The organism is Saccharopolyspora antiqui, from assembly GCF_052246905.1.
Lineage (GTDB): Bacteria > Actinomycetota > Actinomycetes > Mycobacteriales > Pseudonocardiaceae > Saccharopolyspora.
Genome location: NZ_JBQQBO010000001.1, coordinates 30,160 through 44,449 on the forward strand (window position 1 = coordinate 30,160; position 14,290 = coordinate 44,449).

Sequence of the window (14,290 nt, forward strand, 5' to 3'; positions counted from 1 at the left end):
CTGACCCCGATGTCCAGTCCGGTGCCCCGGTCGTGAGTGCGAAAGCCGGTTGCAACCGGCTTTCGCACTCACGACCCCGTGGGGCACAGAAGGGAACGGTGCGGCGGGCCCCAGGGGCACATCGCGCCGGTTCGGTCACCGCGCAGGTGGGGGCGGCGGCATATTCGACCTGCGGACTAACGCGTTTCGCCGTCGACGGAAAGGGATGAACACCGATGGTCAACCAGCCGATCAGCACCACCGCCACCGGGATGCAGCGGGCGGCCGACGTCTACGACACCAAGATCGCCGAATCGCAGACCAACCGCGGCCGGGTCAACTCCGAGGTGCAGACCTTGCTGTCCACCTGGACCGGTGAGGCCAGCGGCATCTTCCGCCAGGCCATGACCCAGTGGGACGCCGACTTCAACCAGATCATCCAGCGCGCGCAGTGGGTGCGCGAGCAGATCGCCGCGGGCGGCAAGCAGTACCAGGGCGCCGAGCAGAACAACGCCGACGCCGCTCGCCAGTTCGCCGGAGGGTTGCCCGGTCTGTGAGCCGGGCTGCGCCAACCACGACGAGGAGAAACCTGATGACCGACACCCTCTTCACCGCCAATCCCGCGCAGGCCCAGCAGATCGAGGCCGACATCCGGGCCGCCTCCAGCGCGATCACCAGCACCATCGAAATGCTGAAGGCCGAAGCCAACAGCGCGCTGGCCAACTGGAGCAGCGACGCCAAGCAGAACTACGAGCAGGTCAAGGCGGAATGGGACGCCCTCGCCGCGTCGCTCAACCAACAGCTGATCAAGGCATGCGGGGCGCTGAACACCATCATGGCCAACTACCAGCAGACCGACCAGCGCATCGCGGGCCAGTTCCAGGGCGGGCGGTAGGCCGCCATGGGCGAGGAGAGGCCCCCGGCATGGGACCGGGTGGGCGCCAGCAGCGGCGCCAATCCGCCACCCGCCGACCACGAGCTGGGCAAGGCGCAGCCGTTCGCGCCGCCGAAGACCTACCAAGGCGGCGCGGCGACCGGCTCGACGGGGATCGGAGTGGACGGGGCAGCGCTCAAGGTCACCGCGGACGCCTTCGACCAACTGCTGCCGAGGATCGACGAAGTGCTCGCCGAGCTGCGCAAGGTCGATGTCCGGCCCGGTGCGCCGAACTTCGCGATGGCCAAGGCGATTCAGGACAAGATCGGCGCCGGTGGGCTCAGCGAAGGCACGGGCGCGCTGCGCGACCAGTACGTGCAGAGCCTGCTGAACATGCGGGACGCGTTCGTGGAAGTCCGCGACGGCCTGCGACAGGCGGAGAAGGACTACGGCAAAGCCGAAGCGGACAACAGCACCGCCGCCCAGCGGATCGCGAACCTGTTCAGCGAAGCGGCCGGTTACCTGGCGCCGGAAGGCATGTCCGCACCGGCCGCGAGCGCGCAGCCGAACTCGTTCGGGACACCGGTCGGTGGGCAGTCCGCAGGCGGCGGTCGGCCACCGCTTTCCTGACCACGCTGAATGGATGCGAGATGAAATTCGACGAGGTACCGACGAACGAAGATTACGGTACGTGGGGCTGGAAGCAGATCAAGGCGGCGATCTGCGGCGGATCGGAGATGAGCACCGACCGCGACCGCGAAGGCGCCGCCTCGGTCGCCGACCCGCAGAGCCTGTGGACGGCCGGTGCCGCGTTCAACAGGACCCGGCAGCTCTTCGAACTGTGCCGGACCACCCTGGAACAGCAGCGCAACGCCACCAAGCAGGTGTGGCGGGGACCGGCCGCGGACGCCTTCGACACCGGCATGGACTACTTCGGCAAGGTGGTCGACAACCACGTCGAGCAGTTGGGCGGTGGCCGATCCGGTGGTGACTCCGTCGCGCAGGAGCTCGTGGACGCCGGGAACAAGTTGCAGCGGGCGCAGTGGGAGATCAACCAGATCGACGCGCACTACGCCGCCTGGGCGGAGCAAAACGGGGCCGACAAGATGGACAACGGGCTCATCATGGTCTCGCAGAAGGGTTTCGCGGTTGACGGGCTCGACCGCCAGATGCGCGAAGTGATCACCCGGCTCGGCGGCGAGTACCAGATCGCCCACAGCAAGCTGCGACCCGCGCCGCCGCCGAACTTCTCGGTGACCAACCCGAATTCCGCACCAGCCGGGCTCAATTCGCTGGGGGTGCCGGGCATGCCCGGTGCGTCCCCGGAAATCGGCGCGGCCTCCGGTGGCGGAGCGATTCCGCCAACGGCCCTGGATTCCGGCGGGCCCGACCAGGCCCTGGGCGCGGTGACACCACCGCCGGTCACCCCGGCCGAACTCGGACTCGGGTCGACCGCGCCCACCGATCCGAGCACCCAGCTGGCGGGCACCTCGGGCGCGACGCTGTCCACGCCCAGCTCGATCCCGCCATGGACACCGTCCTCGCCACCACCGGTCGGAGCGAGTTTGCCCGGCGGCACAAGCGGTTTCGTCCCGATGCCGGGCGGCGCCGTACCGACCACGCGCACCGGCGGCGCGGTACCGCCGTGGCGGCCGACGACGGCGCCGCCGCGAGGTGCATCACTGCCGGGTGGTGGTGCACCGTGGCGCGGGGCAGCCGACGCGATGCCGCCAGCGGGCCGGGGGATCGGTGCGGAGCCGCAGGGCGTCAACGCCAGCGGCATGCGCTCCGGCACCGGGCTGGCGGCCGAAGGCGCGGCTGCCCGGCAGCTGGGCGCATCCGGCACGCCCGGCGGTTCCGGGATGCCGATCTACCCGCCCGGCGCGATGGGTGCCGGTGCAGGTGGCGGCGGTGGCACCGAACGGCAGCGCGAGACCTGGTTGGTGGCGGACGAATCGGTGTGGGCCAGCAGCGACGACCCGTCGGCCTCGGTGATCGGCCGCGAAGACCCCGCACCGTGAGCGGCCGAACTTCCCGAACGGAGGTGCCTGAGGTGAACTTCGACGAACTGGACGCCGAGATCGAGCGGGCCGCCGCCGAGTACCAGCGGCAGCGCGCGGAACTGCGGACGACCGCCGAGCAGCTGGAGCGGCTGTCGGTGACGGTGACCTCGACCAAGCGGGAGGTCACCGTCACCGTCGGACCGCGCGGGGAATTGCGGGACCTGAAGTTCCCCACCGCGGCCTACCGGAGCATGGCCCCGGCGGAGCTGGCCGCCCTGGTCCTGCGCACGGCGGAACGCGCCCGCGAGCAAGCCGGTGCGAAGGTGGCCGAGCTGATGGGGCCGATGTTGCCGACCGGGCTGTCCCCGCAGGCCATCGCGCGGGGCGAGGGACTGCCGGAGGATCCGCGCGACTTCGACTTCCTGGGCGCGCTGCGTTCCGCGCTCGGCAAGGAGGACCGCCGATGAACGAGAAGATCTCGGTCGACCCGAGCGAGATCCGCAGCACCGCCAAGCAGGCCCGGGAACTCGGTGGGCAGCTCGCGGACCTGCGGCGGATCGTCGGTGAGATCGACGAGCTGGGCGAGTTCTGGGGTGGCGACGACCGGATCGGCAAGCAGTTCGCCGAGGGCTACCAGCCAGCGGCCCGCGATTTCGCGGGCGGCGTGCGCAACCTCGGCGATTCCTACCTCAGCACCGGAGAAGCGCTCAACACCAGCGCCCAGCGGTGGGAGGGCACCGAATCGGCCAATGTGGACGATGCCAGATCCGTCCAGCGCGGGCCATGACCGGCGGGCACCTCAGCGTCGCGCCAGGACGACCCGACGCCTACCCGACGATCGGTGCGGCACTGCTGGTCGCCACCGACGGTGCGGTGGTCACGGTCCGGCCCGGCCGCTACGAGGAGAACCTGGTCGTCACCAGGCCGGTGAAGATCGCCGCCGAGGACGGCGCCGGGTCGGTCGAGCTGGTCGCCCGGCACGGCAGCGCGCTCGCCTGCGCGGCCGAAGCGCTGGAGCTGACCGCGTTGGTGATCCGCACCGAGGACGCCGACGCCGCCACCATCGACGTCCAGTGCGGGCAGCTCGCGCTGGAGGGCTGCGAAGTGGACGGGCGGGGCTGGGCGGCGGTGCACGCGCACGACACGGGAGCGGTCGTGATGCGCGGCTGCCGGATCACCAACCGAGCAGGTGTCGGAGTGGCGACGACCGCCACCGTCGAATCCGTGCTCGACGGCTGCACGCTGGCTGATTTCGGTACGTCGGGGCTGGTCGTCGGTGAGCGGGCCGTGCTGCTCGTGCGGGCCTGCACCATCCGGGACGCCCGCGGCAACGGCGTCTACACCAGCGCGCGGGGCAGCGCGGTGCTCGAAGACTGCGGCATCACCGCGGTCGGCAAACCCGCCGTCGCCGCCGACGGCCAGAGCAGCATCCGGGTCACCCGGTCCACCATCAGCGAGGCGGCCGACGCCGGTGTCTACCTCACCACCAGCGGTGCGGTCACCATCGCCAACACGGCGATCTCCGAGGTCAGCGGCGACGGCATCCGGCTGGCAGGCGGCACCGATCCGGTCATCCGGAACTGCCGCACGGTCCGCACCGGTGCCAGCGGGCTGCGCATCACCGACGGTGCGCGCGGAACCGTCGAGGCGTGTGAATTCGTCGAGTCCTCGGCATCGGCGATCGAGATCGGCGAGTCGAGCCGACCGATGCTCGCCGACGTGGTGGTGCGGGGCAGCACGGGCCCCGGGGTGTCGGTTTGTTCCGGCGCTGCGGCGGAATTCGACGGGCTGGCGGTGCACGACACCGCAGGCCCAGCGATCAGCGTGCGTTCCGGCGCGGAACCGGTGCTGCGCAAGGTGAAGATCTCCGGCTGCGCGGGTGACGCCATCGAAGCGGTGCGCGGCGGGCGCGGGCGCATCGACGGCGTCGCGCTGTCCGAGGTGCGCGGCGCTGGCGCGCGGGTCGGCGAGGACGCGCACTTGGACGTCGGCGATCTGCGGATGGTGGCTGGCGGTCGGGTCGGGCTGCTCGTCGAAGCCGGGGGACAGGCGGTTTTCCGGGACTGCGCGATCGACGGCGCCGAGACCAGCGGTGTTTCGATCGCCGAGCGCGGCGCGGCCGTGCTGACCCGCGTCGCGGTGCGCGGCAGCGGGCAGGCGGGCGTGGTGGTGGCTGCCGGTGCCCGCGCGGAGTTGGTGTCCTGCCACAGCACCGACAACCGCGCCGACGGAATTCGGGTGGACAGCGCCGAACCGGTGCTGCTGCGGGACTGCACGGTCACCGGCAACGGCAAGGCGGGGCTGCGGCAGACCACGCCGGGTTCGCAACTGGTGGTGCACAACCTGATCAGCCGGGCCAACCGGTTCGGCGATGCCTGGGGCGCGGTGGCGGAGTCGGCGCCGGTCGAAACCCGTCCTACCGAGGAGGTTCGGCAGGACGTCGGTGACGCGCTCGCCGAACTGCACGAACTGGTCGGGTTGGCCGAGGTCAAGCGCGATGTGACGGCGCTGGTGAACCTGAACAGGATGGCCCGGCGGCGCGAGGAACTCGGCCTACCGGCCCCGCCGATGAGTCGGCACCTGGTGTTCGCCGGTTCACCGGGCACCGGCAAGACGACCGTCGCGCGCCTCTACGGCGCGATCCTCGCCGAACTAGGCGTACTTCCGGTGGGCAACCTGGTGGAGGTCAGCCGGGCCGACCTGGTCGCGCAGATCGTCGGCGGCACCGCGATCAAGACCACCGAGGCGTTCGAGCGGGCGATCGGCGGCGTGCTGTTCATCGACGAGGCGTACACGCTGACCGCGCAGGAACGCGGCTCGGGGCCGGATTTCGGTCGGGAGGCCATCGACACCCTGGTCAAGCTGATGGAGGACCACCGGGCCGACACGGTGGTGATCGTCGCGGGCTATTCCGCGGAGATGACCGGATTCCTGGCCTCCAACCCGGGACTGGCCTCCCGGTTCAGCCGGACCATCGAGTTCGCCGACTACCTCCCGGCCGAACTGGTGACCATCGTCGAGCAGATCTGCGCCAAGCACCAGTACCAGCTGACCGCCGAGGCCACGGCATCGCTGCTGGCCTACTTCGAGCAGCTGCCCAGGGGCGCGGATTTCGGCAACGGGCGCACCGCGCGCAAGACCTTCGAAGAGATGATCAATCGGCAGGCCACCCGGCTGGTCGACAAGGGCGAACCCTCTGCGGCCGATCTGACCACATTGGACACCGCCGACCTGCCCGCGGTCGGCTGACCGGCCCGCATCACCTGGTACCGCACCGAAAGGGGAAGTCTTGAGCATCGACATCCCCCCAGCGCTCAACTGGGTCTTCTACCTGGTCGGCCAACCCTGGCCGAGGGGGGACGAGGACCGGGCGTGGCGGGCCGCCGAGCTCTACCAGGAGGCCAAGCGCGGCCTGGCGACGATCGCCGAGGACGGCGACTCGCTGCTGTCCGCGGTGCGACGCGGCCAGCAGGGCGAGGCGGCGGCGGCCACCGTGGAGCACCTGCGGCAGCTGCGGGAGAGCTTCCAACCGCTGATCCAGGCGGCCGACCAGCTCGGCCAGCAGACCGACAAGCTCGGCACCGACCTGGAATACACCAAGATGTCGCTGATCGTCCAGCTGGGCTGGCTAGCCGCCGAGATCGCCTTGGCGATCAAGGCGGCGGTGGAGACCTTCGGCGTGTCGCTGCTGTCGATTCCGGGCATGATCGCGCTGGTGCGCGTCGCCTGGCTGCAACTGGTGAAGCAGCTCATGACGATGATGGCCAACCGGGCCGCTGCGATGGCGGCGGTGCGGGCCAGCCTGGGCCCGATCCTGGCGGAGACCGCGAAGATCGCGGTGAAGATCGGCGCGATCATGGGCGGTATCGACGCTGGCGTCCAACTCCTCCAACTGGCCAAGGGCAGCCGAGATGAGTTCGACGGTCTCCAACTGCTCAAGATGACCGGATTCGGTGCGGTGGCCGGTGGCATCGCGGGTGGGCTGGGCAGCGTGTTCACCCGAGCCACCAGCGGCGGAGCGACGGGCGCCGCCGCGACGCGGTTGCTGGGTGGCGCCGCGAACGCGCAGGTGAACCCGGCGGTGAAGGCCGCCGTGCGGCAGGCGATGCGCGGCGATGGCTCGGCGCTGCTGCGCAACACCGCTGGCAGCACGTTGAACCAGCTGTGGCGCAACCCGTTCTTCCGCGCTCCCTTCGGCGCGCTGGGCGGGCTCTCGGGCACCATGGTGATCAACGCGATCGAGGGGCGCAACGTCTTCGAGGACGCCGGGCTCGGTGCGCTGGGTGGCGCGGTCGGCGGCGCGGCGGGCCGCTACACGGTGAACCGGCCCGCGGTGCAAATCGACGTCGACGTGCCGACGGTGTCGAGTTCGACGGTCGAATCGACCGGCAGGGGCGGCGAAAGCGGCACGGGCGCGCGTCCGGCGACGGTGGCCGAGGTCGGCGACCTGACCACCGTTCGCACCGATCAACCGACCACTGATCGCCCGGCCACCGAGTCGGCCCCGAGCGGCGCGCGCGAGTTGGTCGGCACCTCGACCGGCCGTGACTCGGCGGACCGCCCCGCCGAGTCACGGTCGGCGGCAGGCGATGCCGTCTCCTCGACTCGCCCGGCCACCATGGCAGAAACCGTTGCACATCAACATGATTCCGGTGCCGCTGTCGATCGAACACCGGCGGTCGAGGGACGGACCTCCGACACCGCCTCGGATACCCGTGCCCCGGCGGCTGCCGCCGGGATCGCGGACACCACTCGGCAGTCGACCGCCACGGCACCGGTCACGGGTGGTGAGCCCGCCCCCGGAAACCCGGCACGATCGGCCACGGCACCATCGGGGGCTGCCGCGTCCTCACCCGTGCAACAGGGTGCGGAACCAGCCCCGCGCCCGGACCGCCCGCAGGTATCGGCACCGGCCGATCGCGGCACCGAAGCCCCCCACTCGCGGCCAGCTACCGAGACGGCGGTGCAATCCGGCGGCCAACCCCAATCGGGCGCGCCACCTCGAACCGAATCCGTCGCCACGTCGTCGAGACCGCCGGTCGCCGTCGACGTGGGCCTGCGCACGCCGCCGGATCACGCCCCGACGGGCGCCCGGCCCACCGAGCTCAGGGCCGCGGCACCCGGTGATCAGACAGCGGCCGTCCCGGTCGCAGCGCCGCTGACGTCGTCCGACGCACCATCGGCCGGAACCACACCACCGGCCAGATCCGGCGGAACCCGAAGCAGCGCTCAAGCGCCGCCACGCGCTGCGGACCGAGACGAGCGCGAGGAGCCACCCCGGGCGGACGACCCGCCGCCCGAGGAAGGCCCGCGGCCACCGGTGTACTTCGAAGAAGGCGACGGCTTCGGCGTCGGCAGCGTGGTGAGCGCCGACGGACGCCCCTTGCACGGCGCGAATGTGTCGAGCCAGCAAGCGCGTGCCGCTGCGGTCGAGTTGATCGCGGGCGGCGTTCCCGCACCGCTGGGCGGTGTCGTTCGGGAGGCGGCGCAGCGATTGGTGACCGAGCTGGGACCGGCTGCGGCGGTGGAATCCCTGTTCGCCGGGACGCGAACGATCCCCGTCGAGGGCGGCCAGGTCGAACTGTCCCTCAAGCCCGCGGCCACGGAGTCCGCGCCGGGCCACGGCGCGGTGCTGGAAGTGTCCAAAATGGTCCTCCCGATGGCCTTCGAATGGCGGGTGGCGGACCGCCAGCGGGAGCTGTCCGCGCAGGTATCGCCACCCACCGACCCGGTCACCACCGCGGTTACCGACGCACACGGCTCGAAGCTGTCGCGGATGCGGATGACGGTGGAGTTCCCGATCACCGACACCTCCTTGCGGGTCGGCGACCAGGTGTCCGAGTTCCACGTCCAGACCGACCGCGAGGTCGTGTTCCGGTCCAGCGACGGAACGCAGGTGCGGGACCAGCGTCGGGCAGGCGAGGTGCGGGTGCAGTTCCCGACCAGCGTGCTGCGCGACCCCGAAGCGCCTGCCGGGCCGGTGCTGCCCGTGGTCGACCAGCGGGGCCTGTCGGAGGCGCTGTGGGCGGTGGAGTCGATGTCCGGCGTCGGCCCGGAACTCCTCCGCCGCGTCATGTCGGAGGTCGAGGACTCGCCGTCGGGCAAGGCTGAACTCCACGAGTGGCTGACCCGGGCGTTCTCCGACGTTCGAATGGTCGGCGACGCCTGGGGCCTGCTGGAAACGGGCAGGCACACCATGCCGGGCAGCGGCACCAGCGTGCGGATCGACCGGCCCGAGATCACCAGCGTGCAGCAGTTGGGCACCGGGCCGGTGCGCGTCAACCGGCTGACCACGTTCGGCCGGGTCGAGCTGACCAGCAACAGCTACCAGCGCAGCGCCGCGTCCGGCATCTCCGCGGGCGGTGGTGTCGAGGCGCCGTTGCAGTTGACGTCGAAGGCGTCCACGACGGTAGGCACCTCGCGCACCGAACTGAGCGATGTCCACCTGCAGGCCCAGCGGTTCCGCGCGGTGCAGCTCAACGAGGACTCGGCGGCCGTCAAATTGGACCTGCGGTTACCGGTGACGGTCCGGCACAAATCCGGACCTCCGCAGCAGTTCACCGCGGATGTCGTTGCCTACCTGCGAGTTCCGGTGTCCGAAGTGGACAACTTCAGGCAGGCGCTGACCAGCGGGGCGGCGCCCGCACCACCGGGACCACCCGCTCGACCGCCGGGTGCGCTGTCGGGGGACGGCGACGGCCTGGCGGCCGTGCATTCGCACCGGGGCATGGCGGATGTGGCGGTGCAGGCGAACCTCCTGCTGGGCGCCCAGGCGCGCCGACTCGGTGCCGACCTGAAGCCCGGCGAGCTCGAACACGCGCAGCACATGATCGTGGCAGAACTGGCGACCCCGGTGCTCGCGAGTCGGCTGGAGGTGATTCGCCAGCGTGGTCGGGACGTGCGCTTCCTGCTCGGCGGCGAGTGGCACGAGATCCACGTCTCCGCTGCGCTGGACGCACCGCGGTCGGGGCGATCGATCGCGGATGCGACGGTCTCGCTGGAGGCCGAAAGCCGGGCGCTGAACTACTCCAAGCTCGTGCAGGACAACAACCGGAAGATCGGCGTCACCCCCTTGAAGCTAGCCGCGCCGCACGTGTCGGCGACGCTCGACGCCAGCGCGAGCTGGCACACCTTCGACCGGGGCGGTGCGGGCTCCGGCGGTGCCAACGCCGTGCGGCTGGAATATCGCGGTCCGGCCCGGATCTGGGAGCGAACCGGCAACCTGACCATTGAGTTGCGCCGCGCATCCGAGAGCTCCGGCCACGACGTCGCGTCCCGGCTGCGCGCCGATCAGGCGGTCCTGATCCGCAGCGTCGTGCCGGACGGGATCGAACCGGTCGCCCCGACCACGGCCCGCGAACCCGTGCGCGGCGCCACCGAAGCCGACCGGGAGCGGTTGTTCGGCAGCGGCGCGCGGCGAGTGGAGCTGCCCGAGGCGACGGCGGCGGTGACCAGCAGCCGCGGCCGGGAACTGGTGCAGGCGGCCGTTGACGACCTGGTCACCGGCGGCCGGTTGGAGCTGGGCGCGGAAGTGCTGCGCGAGCACCTGCTCCGGTCCGCCTCGGCGGCACCGCTCGCGCTGTTCGGCGATCCGCGAATCCCGGATCGGCTGCGAACGGCGGAGGTCGAGAGGCCGCAGGTCGAGCTCCGCACCTCGCTGTTCAACCCGAGGCAGGTCGCGACCACCGACCGGATCAGTTCCACCACCTCGACCATCACCTACGCCTTCGAGGAGGCCAGAACCGGGTCGGGGAGCACGGCATCCGCAACCGCGAAGGCCGGATCGCACGTGTCCGCTGGCGGCGGATACGCCACCAGCCGAACCGATTACCGCGCGGACAACCACATCGTCAAGGTGGTGCACGAGGTCAACAACGTCGAGCCGCACCACCTGTACCGGCTCGACGTCGAGTACCTGGTGTCCGACCACCCGCGTGCCGAACGGATTCTGGTGCCCGACGGGCTGGAGGTGTGGGTTCCGGACAGCATCGCCAGGGAACTCCGACTACCGGATCGTGATGGCCTACCGACCGAACCGGTTGCCGGTGGTGAGGTCCCCGCAGGCCATCTGCCGTCCTCGCTTTCCGAACTGCCGATCCGCTACGTGGTCAGCGGAATGCAGGAGTTGGCGCTGAAGGTCCGCAGTTCCTTCGCCGCGGCGCTGCGGCTGAAGTCGCCGGACGATCGCGACTGGGTGGACCGGACGCTGCGGCTGGCGCTGTCCAACGACAAAGTGCTGCTGCGACTGGCCCAAACCGATTCCGGCTACGTGCACAACATCCCGCTGCGGGACAGCAACGACATCTACCAGCTGCGCGTCCAAGTGATCACGCACCCGGAACAGGCCAGCTACGAAGGCAGGCTGCCCGGCGACGCCGGGGCGGCCACGGCGCGGCGGGCCAACCGCCGGATCGTGACCGGCGGAACGTCCGACACCGCGAAAACGCTGACGTCGTCAGTGGGAAACCCGTCCGGGCAGATGACCGGCAGCGTCGAGCACGCCTACACCACAACGCGGTCAACGCCGTGGGAAGACGTCGAATCCAAGCGGGTCACCGACAAACTGAGCGGCCCGGATACCGGAGCGCACCAATACCTGGTCCCGTTCGAGGTCAGATTCGAGATCTACCAGCGCGAACAGCGATCCGAACACCTTCGCCACTACGTCGGTGACCTGTTCGCGACCGACCGGCTCCGCAAGATCGACCTGCCGACCGAGGTCGAGCGGGCAAGCGGCGTGCTGCGGTACGCCGTGCCGGAGCACGAACTGCTGGGCACCCCACCGCCACCGCACGCGCCCGTCACGACCGCGCGGGCCACCGCGTCCAACCGGGAAGGTGCGGTCGAACTTCCGCCCGGCTCGGTCGTCAAGCAGCCGCGCGGTGACCTGCCACCGATTTTCCAGGAACTGCTCGCGCAGATCGGCGTGCCCGACGGCGTCGCGGGCCGGGCGACCGCCGGGGAGAACCAGCTCATCCACCTCTACGGCAACGACGTGCTCGCTGGGTTCTTCGAAGACGCCCGCCGGGGCGAGCTGGGCACCGAGATCGTCGACAACGGCCCCGTGTTCACCGACCGGTACCGCGTGCGGATCAACGACGTCCGGCTGTTGGATCCGGTGTTCGTCGACGAGACGCGGATTTCGCACAAGCGAACCGAGGACGCGCTCGGCGTGGTCAGTCGGGGCCAGGGCACCGCGACCGGCCACACCGCGCGGGCCACCGCGTCCCCGCCGTTCGTCAGCGTCACCGGATCCGAAGGCTTCACCCGCACCGACGCGACGCGGCAGGGCGAGTGGTCGAAGGACACGCGCTCGTCGACGGCGAAGGACACCGCCTACTACCGGTATCGGATGACGGCCGTCTACGACCTGGTGGCCGACCGCACTCGAACCAACTTCCTGCTGGACGCCCTGGGCGCCCAGTTCACCCGCGACCCCAAGCACCTCGAAGCCGAAGTGGCCGCCGGGGTTGAAGTGCTCGTCCCGAAGGAAGCGGCGCGCGAGCGGGGCTTGCCCCTGCCCGAGGACCAACCGCAGTCGAGCACCGCGGTCGGCGGTGCCGCGCCGGATCTGGCGGCGATGGACGCGATCCTCAACCCGCACACCGGCCCTCGGCTGCTCGACGAGATCGTCCAGGAGCTCGCGCGGATCGATCCCGAGGCGGCGCAGCTGCTCCGCCGGATCGAGCCAACCCCCTTCGAAGCCACCCCGGGCGGCTCGTCGCTGCACACCGACCCGAACATGCGGGACCTCGCGCAGCGGGTGCCGGACGACGGCGCGCACCACACCGTCGACGTGCACGCACTGCCCGACGGCCGGGTCCGCGTCGGCGACCGCGACCTCAACGCCAGGGAATTCGCCGACGCGCTGCGGGGCGACCCGAACTGGGACGGCCAACCGATCCGCCTGCTGTCCTGTGACGCGGGCACCAGTGGCCTGGCCCGCGAGCTGTCCCGCGAACTCGGCGTCCCGGTCACCGCACCCCGGGGTCTGGTGTGGACAGACGGCAGCGGCCGGGTCTTCGCCAGCAGCAGAGCCCCGGATGGCCGACCTGGCTGGCCCCCGAACGGAAGTTGGGACACCCACCACCCGGACGGCACCACAACCCCGGCCAGCGCCAACGGCTTCCACCCACCCCGCGACGGCGAAGACCCGGGCACGCCGCCGCAAGACGCGCAAGCGCGGTCCGCGGTCGAGCGGATCGAGTCGTACCGCCCCGATCCGAACCGAGGGGAGCGGGAGGACGGCCACTGGCATCTGCCGGGCGAGGGGCAGGGTGCTCCGAGGTATGCCGAGTACCAACCGTCCGAGTTCGTCCGGTTCCGCGTAGACGCCGACCACACCGTTGGCGCGACACCCATGATGGTGCGCAACTGGCTGGGCGAAGCCGGATTCCACTACTCGATGGCCGACGGCGTGCAGCACGCCGTCATCGAGCACCTCTACGGCCGGGATGGGCGCGAACCGGAGGTGTACGGCGTCGACGAGGCCGACAGGTTCGCCGCGACGGTGCAGGCCATGTCCAGCCGGAACCACTTCGAGGGCCAACAGCAGGTCGTCGCGGCCGTCAACGATCTCGCCAGCTGGATCACCCGCCAGTACCCGCCGGAGCAGTACAGCTACGTGGGTCTCGGGCGCAGTCCAGGTCCCGTGGTGGCAGCTCTGCGGTCGCACGGACACGACGCGGCCGCGGTGCCGCTGTCGAAATTCCGTCCCGCTCCCGTCGACCTGAACTCGATCCTGCGCCCCGCCTTCGAAGGTCCAGGCCGGGAACCGAAAGCCCTGACCGACGATCAGCAGCAGCTGCTCGACGTCCACTTCCAGGAATTCCTCGGGCACCTGCCCGAGGACCGGAACATCCTGCTGATCGACTACACCCAGTCGGCACTGTCGCTGGTCGCGGCGCAGCACTACCTCCAACAGCACGTCAGCGCCCACCGCGAGCCGGACATGCAGGTCCACGCGCTGGCGGTGCACCAGGACATCAACACCGACACCCTGCGCAAGACCTACAACCAGGCGGCGCACCCGACCACGTTCCTGGAACGGATCGTCGAGCAGCTGTGGGACACCGAACGCGGTGCGCAGCGGGACACGTGGCGGCAGCGGTTCACGTCGCTGTCGCTCGGCGCGGACGGCCCGCTCGGCGAGAACGGCCCGATCCTCGGCCAAGCGTTCAAGACCGAAGCATTCGACGACCTGGCCGAATACGGATCCTACGAACTACTCGCCCAAGAACCCGACACATCCAACCAAACCAGACCAAGACGCCACCACGAACCGAACACCACCAACCCCCCAACAGCCTTCCAAGCCCTAACCGAAGCAATCCAACAACGCCCGAACGACAGGTGAAGGGCACCTTTCGCCAACTTACTTGGTAAAAGGTGCCCTTCACTTCGCCCCAATCGGGTGCGGTGGCTGGATTACCGG

8 protein-coding genes are annotated in these 14,290 nt (G+C 70.5%); all 8 read left to right on the plus strand.

What is annotated here, in order from left to right; all coding sequences use genetic code 11:
* Positions 1 to 215: 215 nt before the first annotated feature.
* The 8 genes from ACTWQN_RS00130 to ACTWQN_RS00165 are packed head-to-tail and all read left to right on the plus strand — an operon-like array spanning position 216 to position 14,212.
* Positions 216 to 536: a WXG100 family type VII secretion target gene (locus ACTWQN_RS00130; protein WP_443201184.1), complete on the plus strand. Its 321-nt coding sequence runs from the start codon at positions 216 to 218 to the stop codon at positions 534 to 536.
* Between the two features lie 35 nt (positions 537 to 571).
* The gene (locus ACTWQN_RS00135; RefSeq protein ID WP_443201185.1) at positions 572 to 874 is read left to right on the plus strand and encodes a WXG100 family type VII secretion target; all 303 of its coding nucleotides are present in this window, start codon (positions 572 to 574) and stop codon (positions 872 to 874) included.
* 6 nt (positions 875 to 880) lie between these two features.
* The gene (locus ACTWQN_RS00140) at positions 881 to 1,483 is read left to right on the plus strand and encodes a hypothetical protein (protein WP_443201186.1); all 603 of its coding nucleotides are present in this window, start codon (positions 881 to 883) and stop codon (positions 1,481 to 1,483) included.
* A gap of 20 nt (positions 1,484 to 1,503) precedes the next feature.
* Positions 1,504 to 2,874, plus strand: a complete 1,371-nt coding sequence (locus tag ACTWQN_RS00145) for a hypothetical protein (RefSeq protein ID WP_443201187.1) — start codon at positions 1,504 to 1,506, stop codon at positions 2,872 to 2,874.
* A gap of 32 nt (positions 2,875 to 2,906) precedes the next feature.
* Positions 2,907 to 3,323 carry a YbaB/EbfC family nucleoid-associated protein gene (locus tag ACTWQN_RS00150; protein ID WP_443201188.1) on the plus strand — a complete coding sequence of 139 codons (417 nt, stop codon included), beginning with the start codon at positions 2,907 to 2,909 and terminating at the stop codon, positions 3,321 to 3,323.
* On the plus strand, positions 3,320 to 3,643 hold the full coding sequence (locus ACTWQN_RS00155) for a WXG100 family type VII secretion target (protein ID WP_443201189.1): 324 nt from the start codon (positions 3,320 to 3,322) through the stop codon (positions 3,641 to 3,643). The genes ACTWQN_RS00150 and ACTWQN_RS00155 overlap by 4 nt, the downstream gene beginning before the upstream one ends.
* Entirely contained in the window at positions 3,640 to 6,105 is a 2,466-nt protein-coding gene (locus ACTWQN_RS00160; RefSeq protein ID WP_443201190.1) for a right-handed parallel beta-helix repeat-containing protein, read from the plus strand. Before ACTWQN_RS00155 ends, ACTWQN_RS00160 begins: the two co-directional genes overlap by 4 nt.
* 40 nt (positions 6,106 to 6,145) lie before the next feature.
* Positions 6,146 to 14,212, plus strand: a complete 8,067-nt coding sequence (locus ACTWQN_RS00165; protein ID WP_443201191.1) for a DUF8616 domain-containing protein — start codon at positions 6,146 to 6,148, stop codon at positions 14,210 to 14,212.
* Positions 14,213 to 14,290: the final 78 nt, after the last annotated feature.

Excerpts from the sequence above, each read along its gene's own strand:
- ACTWQN_RS00130 (WP_443201184.1), top strand. The coding sequence starts at position 216 with ATGGTCAACCAGCCGATCAGCACCACCGCCACCGGGATGCAGCGGGCG.
- ACTWQN_RS00135 (WP_443201185.1), top strand. The coding sequence starts at position 572 with ATGACCGACACCCTCTTCACCGCCAATCCCGCGCAGGCCCAGCAGATC.
- ACTWQN_RS00140 (WP_443201186.1), top strand. The coding sequence starts at position 881 with ATGGGCGAGGAGAGGCCCCCGGCATGGGACCGGGTGGGCGCCAGCAGC.
- ACTWQN_RS00145 (WP_443201187.1), top strand. The coding sequence starts at position 1,504 with ATGAAATTCGACGAGGTACCGACGAACGAAGATTACGGTACGTGGGGC.
- ACTWQN_RS00155 (WP_443201189.1), top strand. The coding sequence starts at position 3,320 with ATGAACGAGAAGATCTCGGTCGACCCGAGCGAGATCCGCAGCACCGCC.
- ACTWQN_RS00160 (WP_443201190.1), top strand. The coding sequence starts at position 3,640 with ATGACCGGCGGGCACCTCAGCGTCGCGCCAGGACGACCCGACGCCTAC.